15 protein-coding genes are annotated in these 14489 nt (G+C 66.8%); 5 read left to right on the top strand and 10 right to left on the bottom strand.

The features are described from left to right. Nucleotides 1-29: 29 nt before the first annotated feature. Entirely contained in the window at nucleotides 30-1070 is a 1041-nt protein-coding gene (gene cyoA, locus IB258_RS13330; protein WP_054452277.1) for a ubiquinol oxidase subunit II, read from the bottom strand. A 211-nt stretch (nucleotides 1071-1281) separates the two neighbouring features. On the opposite strand from cyoA, the gene IB258_RS13325 reads away from it, so the two are divergent. Continuing rightward, nucleotides 1282-2604: an MFS transporter gene (locus IB258_RS13325; protein ID WP_054451710.1), complete on the top strand. Its 1323-nt coding sequence runs from the start codon at nucleotides 1282-1284 to the stop codon at nucleotides 2602-2604. 13 nt (nucleotides 2605-2617) lie between these two features. On the opposite strand, the gene IB258_RS13320 is transcribed toward IB258_RS13325, so the two are convergent. Further along, nucleotides 2618-3661: a histone deacetylase family protein gene (locus IB258_RS13320; RefSeq protein ID WP_054451709.1), complete on the bottom strand. Its 1044-nt coding sequence runs from the start codon at nucleotides 3659-3661 to the stop codon at nucleotides 2618-2620. Nucleotides 3662-3770: 109 nt separating this feature from the next. Next, nucleotides 3771-4352 carry a hypothetical protein gene (locus IB258_RS13315; protein ID WP_119449460.1) on the bottom strand — a complete coding sequence of 194 codons (582 nt, stop codon included), beginning with the start codon at nucleotides 4350-4352 and terminating at the stop codon, nucleotides 3771-3773. A 146-nt stretch (nucleotides 4353-4498) separates the two neighbouring features. On the opposite strand from IB258_RS13315, the gene IB258_RS13310 reads away from it, so the two are divergent. Beyond that, nucleotides 4499-4900, top strand: a complete 402-nt coding sequence (locus IB258_RS13310) for a hypothetical protein (RefSeq protein WP_054451707.1) — start codon at nucleotides 4499-4501, stop codon at nucleotides 4898-4900. Between the two features lie 6 nt (nucleotides 4901-4906). Here IB258_RS13310 and IB258_RS13305 read toward each other — a convergent pair whose 3' ends face one another. From IB258_RS13305 to IB258_RS13295, 3 genes are all read right to left on the bottom strand, one after another. Further along, the gene (locus IB258_RS13305) at nucleotides 4907-5536 is read right to left on the bottom strand and encodes a hypothetical protein (RefSeq protein WP_119449459.1); all 630 of its coding nucleotides are present in this window, start codon (nucleotides 5534-5536) and stop codon (nucleotides 4907-4909) included. Nucleotides 5537-5590: 54 nt separating this feature from the next. After that, nucleotides 5591-5989: a hypothetical protein gene (locus tag IB258_RS13300; RefSeq protein WP_054451706.1), complete on the bottom strand. Its 399-nt coding sequence runs from the start codon at nucleotides 5987-5989 to the stop codon at nucleotides 5591-5593. A gap of 84 nt (nucleotides 5990-6073) precedes the next feature. After that, nucleotides 6074-6967, bottom strand: coding sequence for a LysR family transcriptional regulator (locus IB258_RS13295; protein WP_054452273.1), 894 nt, complete (start codon nucleotides 6965-6967; stop codon nucleotides 6074-6076). A gap of 107 nt (nucleotides 6968-7074) precedes the next feature. On the opposite strand from IB258_RS13295, the gene IB258_RS13290 reads away from it, so the two are divergent. After that, nucleotides 7075-8073, top strand: a complete 999-nt coding sequence (locus IB258_RS13290) for a TerC family protein (RefSeq protein WP_119449458.1) — start codon at nucleotides 7075-7077, stop codon at nucleotides 8071-8073. Between the two features lie 125 nt (nucleotides 8074-8198). Beyond that, complete coding sequence (gene tam / locus IB258_RS13285) at nucleotides 8199-8972, top strand: trans-aconitate 2-methyltransferase (protein ID WP_054451705.1); 774 nt, start codon at nucleotides 8199-8201, stop codon at nucleotides 8970-8972. Here tam and IB258_RS13280 read toward each other — a convergent pair. Genes IB258_RS13280 through IB258_RS13270 form a run of 3 tightly spaced genes read right to left on the bottom strand, consistent with a single transcriptional unit; the run spans nucleotide 8947 to nucleotide 12998 of the window. Then, a complete protein-coding gene (locus IB258_RS13280) occupies nucleotides 8947-10413 on the bottom strand; it encodes an efflux transporter outer membrane subunit (protein ID WP_192352683.1) in 1467 nt (488 codons plus the stop codon). The two genes, tam and IB258_RS13280, sit on opposite strands and share 26 nt — an antisense overlap. Then, nucleotides 10410-11465 (bottom strand): HlyD family secretion protein, encoded by a 1056-nt coding sequence (locus IB258_RS13275; RefSeq protein ID WP_082400784.1) that lies wholly within the window; start codon nucleotides 11463-11465, stop codon nucleotides 10410-10412. The genes IB258_RS13280 and IB258_RS13275 overlap by 4 nt, the downstream gene beginning before the upstream one ends. 15 nt (nucleotides 11466-11480) lie before the next feature. Further along, nucleotides 11481-12998: an MFS transporter gene (locus tag IB258_RS13270; protein ID WP_054451702.1), complete on the bottom strand. Its 1518-nt coding sequence runs from the start codon at nucleotides 12996-12998 to the stop codon at nucleotides 11481-11483. Nucleotides 12999-13268: 270 nt separating this feature from the next. Here IB258_RS13270 and IB258_RS13265 point away from each other — a divergent pair, with 270 nt between their 5' ends. Then, on the top strand, nucleotides 13269-13646 hold the full coding sequence (locus IB258_RS13265; protein ID WP_054451701.1) for a DUF4148 domain-containing protein: 378 nt from the start codon (nucleotides 13269-13271) through the stop codon (nucleotides 13644-13646). On the opposite strand, the gene IB258_RS13260 is transcribed toward IB258_RS13265, so the two are convergent. Further along, on the bottom strand, nucleotides 13639-14436 hold the full coding sequence (locus IB258_RS13260; protein ID WP_054451700.1) for a helix-turn-helix domain-containing protein: 798 nt from the start codon (nucleotides 14434-14436) through the stop codon (nucleotides 13639-13641). The genes IB258_RS13265 and IB258_RS13260 overlap by 8 nt on opposite strands. Nucleotides 14437-14489 lie beyond the last annotated feature (53 nt).

Raw genomic sequence — 14489 nt, 5'->3', positions numbered from 1 at the left:
TTCACGAAGCCCCGTGCGCCAGCGATCCGCTACAGGACCAGTCCTTCGGTGGCGGTGCACATCGCGCCCACATACTTGCGCGGCGCGCCGGTCAGGCCCAGGCGCTCGCGCGTTCCGGCGTCCAGCGTGGTGACATTGAGCGCGCCGGGTATGCCCATGCCGCCTTGCGCGTCGATCGCCATCGCGTCGCGCATGCACATGCGGTTGGGTTCCACGCAGCGGTTGACGATCGCCTCGAACAGGCCGGGCGCGCTGGACGCATAGCGTTGCACCGGGTTGCGTTCGCTGGGTTGCTCCAGCTTCAGGTAGGTTTCGCGGCTGAGCGTGGCGTTGGAGGCGCGGGCGTCAGCCACCCATTTGTCAAAGCCCTGCTGATCCACGCCGTGGAACTTGAAGCGCATGCCGGAAAAGCCCGAGCCGCTGTAGTTGGCGGACAGGCCTTCGTATTCGCCGGGATGGTTGATCACCGCGTGCAGGGTGGTCTGCATGCCCGGCATGGCGTAGATCTGGCCCGCGAGCGCGGGCACGAAGAAGGAATTCATCACGGTGGACGAAGTGATCTTGAACTGGATGGGACGGTCCACCGGGGCCGCCATTTCGTTCACCGCGGCGATGCCCTGTTCGGGATAGATGAACAGCCACTTCCAGTCCAGCGCCACGACCTCCACGACCAGCGGTTTGGTGCCGGCGGGCACTTCGCGGCCCTCGGACAGGCGCACAAGCGGGCGGTAAGGATCCAATTGGTGCGTGCTGACCCAGGTGAGCGCGCCCAGCGCGATGATGATCAGCAGCGGCGCGGCCCAGATCAGGAGCTCCAGCATGGTGGAGTGATTCCAGTCAGGGTCATAGTGCGCTTCCTTGTTGCTGGCCCGGTAGCGCCACGCGAACACGAAAGTCAGGAGGATCACCGGCACGATGATCAGCAGCATCAAGCCGGTGGAAATGATGATCAGGTTGCGCTGCTGCAAGGCGATGTCGCCCGAGGGCGAGAGCAGGACTGCATTGCATCCGGCGAGCAATGGCAGCGCGGCAACCAGGACCAATCCGCGGAACCTTGGGAAGGACGGCATGACCATACCCCGAAACGTAACCGTGGGAAGTAAACGCAACACTACGCTGGAAGCCGCGAAAAATCTAGGGTAAAAAGAACAAAAATGTGCAGGGCGACGCGCGCAGACCAGGGCTGCATCCCAATGACGGAGCGGCTCTGCGCGATATGGGCTGCAGGCGCGCGGGTGTGTTTCAGGATCTGTTCCGAACCTCCTTTCAGCGAGCATTCACATGGCGACCACCACGCAATATCCCGGTCATGCTCCCTCACTCCCCGCGGCCGGCGGCGGTAGCCACGCCAAGGTGGCGCCAGGGGAAATCGCGGTGGGCGTGGTGGTGGGGCGCGCTTCCGAATACTTCGATTTCTTCGTCTTCGGCATCGCCTGCGTGCTGGTTTTTCCGCAGGTCTTCTTCCCCTTCGAACCGCGGCTGGAAGGCACGCTCTGGTCCTTTGTCATCTTCTCGTTCGCCTTCATCATGCGGCCCATCGGCACGGCGCTGTCGATGGCGGCGCAGCGGCGCTGGGGGCGTGCGACCAAGCTCACCATCGCCCTGTTCCTGCTGGGAACGGCTACGGTGGGCATGGCCTTCCTGCCGGGCTACAACGTCATTGGCGCGCATGCGATCACGCTGCTGGCGGTGTTCCGCTGCCTGCAAGGGCTGGCGCTGGGCGGGTCATGGGACGGCTTGCCGTCGCTGCTGGCGCTGAATGCGCCGCCCAACCGCCGCGGCTGGTATGCCATGCTGGGGCAGCTTGGCGCGCCCGTGGGCTTCATGGTGGCCAGCGCGCTGTTCCTGTTCCTGCACGTGACGCTGACCGAAGCCGATTTCCTGGAATGGGGCTGGCGCTATCCCTTCTTCGTGGCGTTTGCCATCAATGTGGTGGCGCTGTTCGCGCGGCTGCGCCTGGTCGTCACCGAGGAATACACGCAGCTGCTGGAAGAGGGCGAACTCGAACCGATCAGCGTTGCGCAGATGGTGCGCGAGCAAGGCTACAACCTCTTCATCGGCGCATTCGCGGCGCTGGCCAGTTATGCCTTGTTCCATCTGGTCACGGTGTTTCCCCTGTCCTGGATCGCGGTCAGCGCTACCCAGCAGATCCAGGACGTGTTGATCGTGCAGATCGTCGGCGCGGTGCTGGGCATACTGGGCACCATTGCCTCGGGCTGGCTGGCCGACCGCATCGGACGGCGCACCACGCTGGGCCTGCTGGCCCTGCTGATTGCCGTGTTCGCGCTGTTCACGCCCTGGCTGCTGGGCGGCGGGCCCAAGGCGCAGGATGCGTTCATCCTGGTGGGCTTCGTGCTGCTGGGGCTGTCCTATGGCCAGGCTTCGGGCACTGTCACCGCGAACTTCACGCGGCGCTTCCGCTATACCGGCGCTGCGCTGACCTCCGACATGGCATGGCTGATCGGCGCGGCATTTGCGCCGCTGGTCGCGTTGGGCCTGTCCGCGCGTTTCGGGCTGGTGGCGGTCAGCGTCTACCTGTTGTCGGGGGCTGCCTGCACGCTGCTGGCGCTGCGTATCAACAAGGTGCTCGAAACGCGCGACTGAAAGCGTCTGCCGTTCAGCCTGCGTAGCCTTCCAGCACGTTGGCGACGTTGACGCCCACGTCCGCCACGGCGTAGCCGCCTTCCATCGTGAACACCGCCGGCAGGCCCAGGCCTGCCAGCAGGCGGCCCACGTGCAGGTAGTCGGCGCTCTTGAGCTGGAACTTGGAGATGGGATCGCCTTCGTAGGTGTCCACGCCCAGCGCGATCACCACTGCGTCAGCCTTGAAGGCGCGCACGGCGGACAGCCCTTGTTCCAATGCCCGCGTCCAGGCGGCGAAACCGGTGCCGGCGGGCAGCGGCAGGTTCAGGTTGGCGTCCAGGCCAGCGCCTGCGCCGCGCTCATCGGCGTAGCCCAGGTAGAAGGGGTACTCGGTGGTCGGGTCGCCGTGCACCGATACGGTCAGCACGTCGGCGCGTTCATAGAAGATGCTCTGCGTGCCGTTGCCGTGGTGGTAGTCGACGTCCACGATGGCAACGCGTTCGGCGCCGGCTTCCCGCAGCGCTTGCGCGGCCAGCGCCGCGTTGTTAAGGAAGCAGTAGCCGCCAAAGAAGTCAGGGCCCGCGTGGTGGCCGGGCGGGCGCGTGAGCGCCATGGCGACGCGAGGGCCGCTCGCCGCCGAAACGGCGCGCGCGGCGTCGATGGCGCAGGCGGCGCCTGCGGTGGCGGCCTCCCAGGTGCCCGCGGTCAGCGGGCAGCCGCTGTCGAACGAGAACAGGCCGACCCGCGCGGCGAAGTTGGTCGGTTCGATGTCGTGGCGGAATCCGCGCACGGGCCAGACCGAAGGCAGGATGTCGAGGCCGGCATTGGCCGGATCCAGCGCCACCCAGTCGCGCCAGGCCGTTTCCAGGAAGTCCACGTAGCGCGGGGCGTGCACGCGCTTGACCAAGCCCAGGTCCGCCGCCGATGGCGTGCGCAATGCGCCGATGCCGCGCTGGTTCAGCGCTTGCAGCACGTACTCCAGGCGCGCCGGGGTTTCGTGACAGGGCACCAGCTTGCCGCGGAACATTTCCTGTCGGCCAGCGTGTTTTTCGTGGACAGGGTTGTGGAAAATCAGCACGGCGGGGGTGTCCTCGGACGTAGAGCCTGGTGGGCGGAAGCGCAACTATAGCGGCCGCGGCGTTTGCGGCGCCATTGCGCAGAGGGGGAATTTCGGGGGGATTGGCGCCTTAGCGGCCAGTCCGCGCGGCGCATGTGGCGCCCTTGGCGCCGGGATGCGGAATCTTGCGCTCCGATTCGCCTACGCGCCGGGTCCAGGAAATGATCCGCGCCGAGCCGTCCGGGCACACCCGGTACTGCTCGAAGCCATAGGTGTCGGCGCTGTAGCGGCACGCCACGGAAATAATGGGCTTGGCCGCGTCGAATTCGGGATTGACGAAGCCGCGGCATGGGCTGGCCACTGCATCGGGATACGGGATCTCCTGGTAGCGCCCGTCCTGGGGGCGGTACAGGAAGATGCGCGAAATCGCTTGCGTACTGCCGCCAGTCTGCCCGATGACGAAGTCGAGGTAGCCGTCATGGTCGACGTCCACGTCCTGGAACTGGTCCACCTCCTCGTCGCCGGAGATGTCCGCGATTTGCTGAGCGGACCCGTCCCCCACGCGTACGCTCAGGCGCTGTTGCGGCAGCTCGGTAATGGTCACCACGGCAGGCAGGCCGGGCCGGACAGCGTACGAGTAGTCGCGCGCGGCGGCATCCTGGCCGGGCATGAAGAGCGCGGCCAGTGCCGCCAGCGACAGGAATCCTTTCATGCGGGCGCCCTCCGCGCCGTGAACTCGGTGAGGCATTATGCCGCAGCGGCTTGCGGGGAAACCAGGACTTGCCGCCCGGCGGGCGGCGCAGGATCCTGGGTAGAATTCCAAGATACGCAAGATTGCCGCGACGCGCTCCGCCCGCCATGAATTTTCCGTTTCCCATCCGCCAAGAATGTCCGCCGGGCGCCTGTATGTGTGACCGTGACCGGCTGCTGGCCGATCCGTCTGCCGACGTCCGCGTGTTGCGGCTGACCAAGGAAGAGGAAAAGCGCCTTGTGGCGCGGTTGGAGAACATCTCCAGCCTGGAGGACCTGCGCGCCATGCAGGGACGCATCCATGCGCAATTGGGCATCGTGATCCACATCACGCCCAGCGAGAACGAGGTGCGCACCTCGCGCGGCATTGCGATCCAGCTGGAGGACCAGCTGGGGTTGTGCCGCAAGACGCGCACGGCGATTCCCGCCGCCATCCGCCGCGGTTTCGATAACCGGCCCGAGATCGTCTATGCGCTCTTGAACGAGCGCGACCTGCTCAGCGGCACCTGAACGCGTTCAGGATTTCTTTGCTCCGGCGGCCGCGCCGCAGGGCGCCAGCGGCACCACGTCGGCCGGCGTGCGGCCGGCATCCGGGCGCGTCGCGTCGCGCTTCTTGCCCAGGGTGACGGGGTAGATCAGCAGCACGGCGCTCCCGGCTTCCAGCTTGGGATCCTGTTTGGTGCCATAGGCCACTGTCCAGCCGCGTACGGCCAGCGGAGCCAGGGTGTATTGCAGGGCTGAGCCCGGCGAAACGTGCGCCACCTTGCCGGCGAACAGATCCTGCTGGTGGGTTTCCGCGCCATTGGCGGTGACATAAGTGGCGATGCTGACCAGCGCGGCGCCATTGCCGGGACGTCCCAGCACGGCAGTCTTGTACTTGCCGGCAGGGATGTCGGTCAGATTGACGGTGAGAGGACCGGCCGCGTGGCCGCTGGAATCCAGGCTGACGCCGTTGACTTCGGCGCGGGCCAGGGGCGCCGTGCCGGTGTTGCGCACGCGCACGCTGTATTCCCCGGAAGTACCCGTGACCGTGCAGACCTCGACGCCGTAGGCGGAGCGCACGGGGTGCGCCTGCGCCGCCGTGGCGGCCATGGCCAGCAGGGCCGCCAGCAACAGCTTCGGGGCAGGGGAATGAACGGTGGGCACGGCACGCTCCTCTTGTAAGGGGCAGCGCGCCGGGTTGCCGCGTTGCCTGCCCTATTACACCACTTGGCGGCCGGGCGCCGCGGCTTGCTCGCGCTTGCCGGCCAGCCAGTGGAGGATCAGCGCCAGCACCAGCAGGCCGACGATGATGAAGCCCCAGAAGATCCAAGCCAGTACGGAGATCAGCGTGCCGAGGCTGCCGGCGAAGGGCAGCATCTGGTTCAGGCCCTGTGCGGCCCAGACCAGGCCGCCCTGCAGCGTCTGCAGCCAGGCGGGGTCGACCCAGGCCGCCGCCCAGGCGGGCGGAACCCATTGCGAGGTATCCAGCGCCGTGCCGGGAACCTGGGTCGTGGCGATGGTCGACAGGACCCAGTTGGTCAGCTGCAGCGTCAGCGCAACCAGCCCGGTCCAGAGTGCTGCAAGCACGGCGAAGGCGAGCCAGATGATCTTTTTCATTGAGGTGGTACTCCGATGTTTCAAAAGAGGGTCCACGATAAGGCGGATTCTATTTCTGAAAAACCAGCGTGGTTGTGACAAACATTAAGAAAAAACCGAAGTTTTTGCCTTGGCGAGCACGATCTGGACCAGCGGATGGTGCTGCCCCCGGCGATTGCGGATGGCGTGGATTTCCTCGTGCACGTCGTCGCAGCGGGCCAGGGGACGCAAGCCCCGCAGCACACCGATATCGCCGCCGCCCAGGCGGCTGAGCGGAAACACGCCCAGGCCGCGGGCCGCGAATACCGACATCAGGGCGCTGTCCTCGAATTCGCCGACCACGTTGGGATAGATGCCTTGTTCGGAAAACCAGCGGTCCAGCGTCTGGCGCAGCACGGAATGGCCGGTGGGCAGCAGCACCGGCAGGCGTTCCAGGCAGCGTGGAAAGTCCAGGGTGTCGGCCTTGCGCACCAGCTTGGCGGGACCGTACCAGTCCACTGGCGACGAGACCAGGCGGTCGCTGGTGAGGCGCAGGTTGGGGTTGGCGGGCGCGCCCTGGCCGGCCAGCACCAGGTCCAGGTGATGCTGGGCAAGTTCGCCCAGCAGTTCCTCAACCTCGCCTTCGTGGCAGGTCAGGCGCAGGTCCGGCGTGTGCAGCACCGGGCCCAGCAGGGCCTGTGCGGCCAGCTTGGAAATGCCGTCCGACAGGCCCACCGACAGCCGTATGACGGGCTTGGTGGCGGCGGCGCGGACTTCCTGGGGCAGCATCTGGCCGATCTGGAAGATCTCTTCGGCGCGGGCGAAGGCGGCCTCGCCCGCGTCGGTCAGCGCCACGCCGCGCCCGGCCGGCTTGAGCAGCTGGTGGCCCAGGTTTTTTTCCAGTTCGCGCACTTGCGCGCTGATGGTCTGGATGGCCATGTCCAGCCTTTCGGCGGCGCGGGAAAAGCCGCCTTCCTTGGCAACCATCCAGAAGTAATACAGGTGTCGATAATTGAGCATGGCAGGAATCACTTCGGTTTTTTCGAACCTTAACTCACTTTCAGGCTGATTTCTCCATCGGCCCCGGATCCGGATCATGAGCCCCTTCGAACACAAGCGGGAACATCATGGACACCTTGCTCACCTTACTCTCTGCCGATTTCTTCGGCACCCCGGCCTGGAGCTGGCTGCTATTCATCGGCATCGTGGTCGCCTTGCTGGCCTTTGACCTGGGCGTGCTGCACAAGGAAGACCGTGAGATCGGCGTGCGCGAGAGCCTGTTGCTTTCGGCTGGCTACATCACCGCGGCGCTGCTGTTCGGCGCCTGGGTCTGGTGGCAGATGGGTTCCGCCAGCGGCATGGCCTACTACACGGGCTTCATGATCGAGAAGTCGCTGTCGATGGACAACGTCTTCGTGATCGCGCTGATCTTCAGTTTCTTCGCGATTCCGCGCCAGTACCAGCACCGCGTGCTGTTCTGGGGCATCCTCGGCGTGATCGTGCTGCGCGCCATCATGATAGGCCTGGGCGCGGCGCTGGTCAGCAACTTTGGCTGGCTGCTGTATCTGTTCGGCGCCTTCCTGGTGTTCACCGGCATCAAGATGTGGATGATTGCGGACCAGACGCCGGATATCGCGTCCAATCCGATCCTGAAGTTCCTGAAGCGCCGCATGCGCGTCACGGAAGGGCTGCGCGGCAACGCGTTCTGGGTGATGGAGACCGATCCCGCCACGTCGAAGAAGGTGCGTTGGGCTACGCCGCTGTTGCTGGCGCTGGTGTTGATCGAGTTTGTGGACCTGTTGTTCGCGGTGGACTCCGTGCCGGCGATCTTCGCCATCACCACTGACCCGTTCATCGTCTACACCAGCAACATCTTCGCCATCCTGGGCCTGCGTGCGCTGTACTTTGCGCTGGCTGCGATGATCCACCGCTTCCATTACCTGAAGTACGCCCTGGCTCTGGTCCTGGTCTTCATTGGCGGCAAGATCTTCCTGGTCGGTTTCATCGGCAAGGTGCCGGCTGCCTTGTCCCTGTCGGTGACCTTCGGCCTGATTGCTGGCGGCGTGTTGTTCTCGCTGTGGAAAACCCGCTCGGACGCCTCCAAGCAGGAACTCGCGGCTGAATAATCCCGCGACCAGAGGCAAAGCGCCCGCCATATCCAACGGATATGGCGGGCGCATTTTTTGGGATTTGTCGCGCCTGTGCGGCGGGCGTAGAGTGCTGGACAGTCCAAAAGCCGCAAGGAGCCGTCATGACCAGCTGGTCCGCCAAACAGTATTCCGCCTTTGAAAACGAACGCACCCGTCCGGTGCGGGACCTGGTCGCCGCCTTGCCCAACCAGGACGTGAAGCGCGCCGTGGACCTGGGCTGCGGCCCCGGCAACTCCACCGAAGTGCTCGCCAGCCGCTACCCCGACGCCGAAATCAGCGGCATGGACAGCTCGGAGGACATGCTGCAGTCGGCGCGAAAGCGCCTGCCGGGGCTGCAATTTGAACTGGCCGACATCGCCACGTGGAATCCGCCCGAGACCTACGACGTGATCCTGGCGAACGCCGCGCTGCAATGGGTGCCGGACCACGCGACGCTGTATCCGCGCCTGGTCGGCAAGCTGGCCCCGGGCGGCAGCCTGGCGGTGCAGACGCCGGATAACCTGGAAGAGCCGGCCCACCGCCTGGCGCGCCAGGTGGCAGGCGAAGCGCCCTGGGCCGCCGCCATCGGCGGATTCAAGCATCCGCCGCGGCACAGCGCGGCCTGGTACTACGAACTTCTCAAGCCGCATTGCGGCCTGCTGGACGTGTGGCGCACGACCTACCATCACCCGCTGGCAGGCGCGGCGGCGGTCGTGGAGTGGTTCAAGGGCACGGCGCTGCGGCCCTACCTGGACCGGTTGGACGCCGCCGGGCAGGCCAGTTTCCTGGCCCGCTACCAGTCGCTGATCGAAGAGGCCTATCCGGCGCTGGCCGACGGCACGGTGCTGCTGCCGTTCCCGCGGCTGTTCATCATCGCGGGGCCGAAGCAGGGCTGAGACCCGCAGCGGGCGGTTCCCAGCCGCCGCCCAGCGAGCGGTACAGATCCACCAGCACCAGCGACACCGCGGCCTGGGTCGACACGCGGGCCTGGTCGCTGGCCAGCACCGCGTTCTGCGCGCTGAGCACGTTCACGAAGTCCGACGCGCCCGCGGCATATTGGCGTTGCGCGTTGAGCAACGCCTGGCGGGCGCTCTCGGAGGCGCGCTCCAGACTCACCCGGGTCAGTTGCTGCGCCTGGTAGGCGGTCATGGCGTTGTCGACTTCATGCCAGGCATTCAACACGGTCTTCTGGTACAGCAGCGCGGCTTCCTGAGCTTGCGATTCGCGCAGCCGCAGCCGGCCTCGCAGCCGGCCGCCCTGGAAAATGGGAATCTGCAACGCGGGGCCGACGCCGAAGACGCCGGCATTGTCGGAGTCCAGGTCTCGCAACTGCAGGGCCTGCAGGCCGAGGTTGCCCGATAGCGTGATGCGCGGATAGAAATCGCCCTCGGCCACGCCGATGGCTGCGACGGCCGCATGCAGATTGGCCTGGGCGCGGCGGATGTCGGGCCTGCGTTCGGCCAGTTCGCTCGGCAGCCCGACGGGGACTTGCAGCGGGCCGCCTGGTATCGGGCCCACCGCCGCCAGGCGCGGTTGCAGCGCGCCGGGCGGTTGCTCCAGCAGCAGCGCCAGCGCATTCATCAGCTGTTCGATGCGCAGCACGAGCGGCGGCACGCCGGCTTCGATGGAGGCGGCCTGCGCATCGGCTTGTGAAACGTCCAGTTCGGTGGCGACGCCTTCGCGCTGGCGCAGGCGGGTCAGCGCCAGGTTGCGTTCGGCATTGGCGAGCGTCTGGCGCAGCACGTCCAGCTGGTTCTGCGTGCCACGCAGCAGGATGTAGTTGCGCGCCGTTTCGGCGCGGATGGCCAGGACCACGCCGCGCTGCGCCTCCAGCGCCGCCTGGGATTGGGCGCCGGCCTGTTCGACTTCGCGCCGCACGCGGCCCCACAGGTCCAGTTCCCAGCTGGCGTCCATGCCCGCTTGCCACAGGTTGAATGAGGACTTGCCGCCGTGGCCCGAAGGGTCGGCCAGGCCGACCTCGCTGTTCTGGCCGCGCTTGTAGCTTGCGCCCGCACCGACGGCGGGCAGGCCGTCGGCTTCGGTCACGCGCAAGGCCGCGCGGCTTTGCAGCAGGCGTTCGTGGGCGATACGTATGTCCAGGTTGGCCTCGGTCGCTTCGGCGATCAAGGCGCTCAGGGTGGGATCGCCGAAGCTGTCCCACCAGGACGTGTTCACATCTTGCGGCACGGGGACGCTGTCCGCGGCGGAGGCGTCGGGTACTCGCCACTGCGCGGGCAATTGCGCCTGGGGAGCCTGAAAGTCGGGGCCCACGGCGCAGCCTGCCAAGGCGGAAAGTGTGCAGGCCAGCATGGCATTGAGCAAGCGGCGCGGGATCATTGCGTGGACTCCTCTGCCGCGGCGCCGGTATCGACCACGGCTTCGACGGACATGCCGGCGCGCAGCGGCGGCGCGCCTTCGGCCGGCGCATCCAGCACGATCTTGACGGGCAGGCGCTGCGCGACCTTGGTGAAGTTACCGGTGGCATTGCTGGGGACTACCGGTGAAAAGCTCAGGCCCGTGGCTGGCGCGATGCTCTGGACGCGGCCGCGCAGCGGCGTATCCGGATAGGCGTCGACCGTGATGGTCGCGAGCTGGCCCGGACGCATGCGGGTCAACTGCTTTTCGCGGAAGTTGGCCACCACATAGGCTTGCTGCAGCGGCACCACTGCGAGGATGGGCGTGCCCGGGCTGACGTAGGCGCCCACGCGCAGCGAGCGCCGGCCGACGATGCCATCGATAGGGGAGACGACCTGGGTATGCGACAGATTGAGTTCCGCGCGGTCCTTCAGGGCCTGCGCGCGCAGCAGCCCGGCCTGTGCCGCCTCGCGGTTGGCTTCCAGCACGTCGCGCTGCTTGCGAGCGGCTTGCAAGGTAGCTGTGTGTTCGGCTTGCCGAGCCTGCGCCATGTCCAGCCGGCTGCGCGCCTGTTCATAGGCTTGCTGGGTGCCCGCGCCCTCGCTGGCCAGCCTGCGGTGGCGTTGGGCCTCGCTTTCGGCATAGCGGATGTCCGCCAGGTCGGCGCGCGTGACGGCGACGGCCTGCTCGATCACGGCCTGCTGGCGTTCCAGGGTGGCGGCCGCGTCCGAGAGGCGCGCCGCCGCCACCGCGAGCTCGGCGCTTGCGGCAGCCAGCGCGGCCTGATGGTCGCGGTCGTCGATGCGGGCAAGCAGTTGGCCCTGCTTGACGGCCTGGTTGTCTTCGACCAGCACGGCGTCGATGAAGCCGGACACCTGCGGCGCGACGATGGTGTGATCGGCGACGACGGTGGCGTCGTCGGTGGATTCAGCGGCGCCGGTGGCGGACCATGACCAGCCCGCATAGGCCAGGAGGACCAGGGCGCCCAGAGCGCCGGCGCGGGGAAGGGGAGAAGTCAAAAGAGGGAATGGCATGATATGGACTCGATTTCAGGCCGCGGCGCGCGGAGGGTAGATCCGGGTCGCGACGAAGGGGATGAGCAGGATGAGGAGCACGGCCACGCCGGCCATGCACAGATAGAGGTCGGCGGAGGTCAGCACGGCGGCCTGCTCCTGGATGCGGCGGGACAGCGCCGCAGCGTTTTCGCCGGCCGTGCTCAGCGGAAAGTTGCCCAGCTGGTCGGCCAGCATGCTGGAGTGGTAATTGCGGCGCGAGGTGGTCAGCGCGTCCAGCAGGCCGGTGGCGGCCACTGCGGCAAAACCCTTGATGGTGTTGAACCACGATGAGGCCCAGGGGCCGTCCTGCGGCGCCAGGCCGCCCGTGGCCAGCATCAGCAGCGGGATCACGGCCATGGGCTGGGCGAAGATCTGCACGGCTTCGAGCAGATAGAACTGCTCGCGCGACCAGACGGGCGTCAGCTGCGACCCCAGCAGGCAGGATACGGCCAGCAGCCCGAGGCCCGAGGCCAGCACCCAGCGGCAATCCACCTGGCGCAGGTTGCACAGCGCCGCGACCAGCGGCAGCGCGATCAGCTGCGGCAGGCCCATGGTGAGCAGCACCGGCGCCGTTTCCAGCGGCCGGTAGCCGCGCAATTGCGCTAGGAACGACGAGGGAATCAGGATCACGCCCAGCAGCACGATCAGCACGCCGCCCAGCGTCAGCAAGGCATGGCTGAGATTGCGGTGGCGCAGGAGCTGGATCTTGAAGAACGGCAGGGGATGCGACCATTCGTTGACCATGAACAGCACCATCAGCACGCCGCCGCCGCCCAGCAGCACGGAGATCAGCGGCGAGTTGAGCCAGTCCAGCCGGTCGCCCTGCAACAGGCCGATGACCAGCATGGACAGCGCCGGGGCGCCCAGCAGCAGGCCGCGCCAGTCGAACAAGCGCAAGCGCTCGAGCTTGAGCGGATCCTGGGGCAGTCCGCGCCAGACGGCCCATGCGGCGAGCGCCGCGGGAGCGACGATCAGCCAGAAGGCCCAGCGCCAACCCAGCACCTCGGTGCAGAAGGCCGCCAGCGGTATGCCCAGGCTGGGCGCGAAGGTGGCCGTGAGGGCGTAGCCGCCCAAGCCGTAGAGCTTGATGCCTGGCGGCAGGAAGCGCAGCGCCACCGTCATGAGCATGGGCGGCAGCGCGCCGCCCGCGAGGCCTTGCAGCGTGCGCAGGAACAGCAGCACGGGCAGGTTGGGCGCAAACGGGCAGAGCGCGCCGAACAGCGCGAAGGCGGCCAGCGCCGTGACCGTGAAGCGGCGCAATGAAAACGTGACCGAGCACCAGGGCGCGAACGCCATGGCGCATACCGACGCCGCCGCGTAGACGGCGACGAACCAGGTGCCCTGGTCGTAGCTGATGCCCAGCGCGCCGCGGATGTCGGGCAGCGCCATCTTGGTCACGTTTTCGTTGAGCCCGGCGAGGATCACTGCCAGCAGCACGCCGAGCAATCCGGTCAGGATGCGCCAGCCGAAGGCCGCAGCAGCGGGCGGGGTGGGGGGAGCGGCGGCCGTCATGATCGTGGGCCGCCCCTGCCCGGAGATGAGGAAGACAACATGGAATAGCGTCCTTGGATAACAGGAGCTATTCAGTCTAGGTAGATGCGGGGGGCGGAAAAACCATCCCTGGATCAACCCACCCTTGCGCCCGACGCAAGGGTGCGTGGGGTGCTGCGCGGGTGTGCGGCGAGGCTTGCGCGGCGGGCAACCTTCGATTGCGCCGCGCGGGATTTATCCCGGCGGGCAGGCGAACGAATATTGCAGCACTCGTTAACCGCAGAGGATTTCATGAATACATTTCGACTCTCCGTCCTGGCGCTGAGCATGGCGCTCGTCGGCGCCGCCGCGCATGCCGAAGGCAAGACCCGTGAACAGGTGCGCGCAGAACTGATGGAAGCCAAGGCCGCCGGCCTGGTGACTTACGGCGAACAGCAATACCCGGTGGATCTGCCTCATGTCAGCACCAAGACCCGCCAGCAGGTGCGCGAAGAACTCGACGCCGCGCGCGCGGCCGGCCTGGTCACGTATGGCGAACAGGATTATCCGCCCGCGCTGCCGTCGCAATCGGACAAGACCCGGGACCAGACGGTCGCGGAACTGCGCGAGGCGCGCCTGCGCGGCCAGATGAAATCGGGCGAACTGGACTATCCGCCCGCCGTCAATTGATACCGTCGGCCTTGTCCGCGAAGTAGCGGGCAGGCGTCTTGCCCAGCGTCTTGCGGAACATGGTGATGAAGGCGCTGACGGACTCGTAGCCCAGGTCTTCCGCCGTGCGCTGCACCGAGATGCCCGCGGACAGGCGCTGCAAGGCCTGGATGATGTGCATCTGCTGGCGCCAGCGGCCGAAGCTCATGCCGAGCTCCTGCTGCACCAGGCGCGCCAGCGTGCGTTCGCTCATGGCGACGCGCCTGCCCCATTGCGCCACCGTGCTGCGGTCGGCGGGATCGGCGTGCAGGGCATCGGCGATTTCACGCAGGCGCGGGTGTTCCGAAATGGGCAGGTGCAGTTGTTCGGCCGGCATGCGCGCCAACTGCTCGACCAGCACTTCAGCCAGCTTCCGGTTGGAAGGCGTGGCGGTGTCCTGCGGAGCCAGGTCGGCCAGATAAGCGACCAGTTCGCGCACCAGCGGCGAGATCGCCAACGTGCAGCACTGTCCAGGCAGGCCCGCGGCGTCTGGCGGTACGAACAGGAAACACACCCGGCCGTTCTGCGTGACGCGGTTGCTGTGCGGCACGCCGCCAGGAATCCAGACGCCGCATTGCGGCGGCACCATCCACAGGCCTTGCGGCACGGAGCAGGTCACCCCGCCCTGCAAGGACAGCACCAGCTGTCCCATTGCGTGCCGGTGCGGCGGGGATTCCTGATCGTTCTCGTCCGCGTGCACGCGCATGGCATAGGTCCATTGCGAGTCGATATCGGGGTTGAAGAACGGGGCGGGATCGTCCAGGCGGTGCATTGAATATCACCTTGACCGAATTTAGGGATAATTTGTCATTATGTCGAAATTCG

The organism is Achromobacter sp. ACM02 (assembly GCF_014851605.1).
Classification (GTDB): domain Bacteria; phylum Pseudomonadota; class Gammaproteobacteria; order Burkholderiales; family Burkholderiaceae_B; genus Achromobacter; species Achromobacter aegrifaciens.
Note: the sequence above shows the minus strand (reverse complement) of the source record. Positions and strands in the feature narration are given on the sequence as shown.

Bases quoted from the DNA above. Each gene is read 5' to 3' on its own strand.
- IB258_RS13275 (WP_082400784.1), bottom strand. From the start codon at position 11,465: ATGCCATTCCCTCTTTTGACTTCTCCCCTTCCCCGCGCCGGCGCTCTG.
- IB258_RS13325 (WP_054451710.1), top strand. From the start codon at position 1,282: ATGGCGACCACCACGCAATATCCCGGTCATGCTCCCTCACTCCCCGCG.
- IB258_RS13315 (WP_119449460.1), bottom strand. From the start codon at position 4,352: ATGAAAGGATTCCTGTCGCTGGCGGCACTGGCCGCGCTCTTCATGCCC.
- IB258_RS13300 (WP_054451706.1), bottom strand. From the start codon at position 5,989: ATGAAAAAGATCATCTGGCTCGCCTTCGCCGTGCTTGCAGCACTCTGG.
- IB258_RS13290 (WP_119449458.1), top strand. From the start codon at position 7,075: ATGGACACCTTGCTCACCTTACTCTCTGCCGATTTCTTCGGCACCCCG.
- IB258_RS13295 (WP_054452273.1), bottom strand. From the start codon at position 6,967: ATGCTCAATTATCGACACCTGTATTACTTCTGGATGGTTGCCAAGGAA.
- IB258_RS13310 (WP_054451707.1), top strand. From the start codon at position 4,499: ATGAATTTTCCGTTTCCCATCCGCCAAGAATGTCCGCCGGGCGCCTGT.
- IB258_RS13265 (WP_054451701.1), top strand. From the start codon at position 13,269: ATGAATACATTTCGACTCTCCGTCCTGGCGCTGAGCATGGCGCTCGTC.
- IB258_RS13260 (WP_054451700.1), bottom strand. From the start codon at position 14,436: ATGCACCGCCTGGACGATCCCGCCCCGTTCTTCAACCCCGATATCGAC.
- cyoA (WP_054452277.1), bottom strand. From the start codon at position 1,070: ATGCCGTCCTTCCCAAGGTTCCGCGGATTGGTCCTGGTTGCCGCGCTG.
- IB258_RS13270 (WP_054451702.1), bottom strand. From the start codon at position 12,998: ATGACGGCCGCCGCTCCCCCCACCCCGCCCGCTGCTGCGGCCTTCGGC.
- IB258_RS13280 (WP_192352683.1), bottom strand. From the start codon at position 10,413: ATGATCCCGCGCCGCTTGCTCAATGCCATGCTGGCCTGCACACTTTCC.
- tam (WP_054451705.1), top strand. From the start codon at position 8,199: ATGACCAGCTGGTCCGCCAAACAGTATTCCGCCTTTGAAAACGAACGC.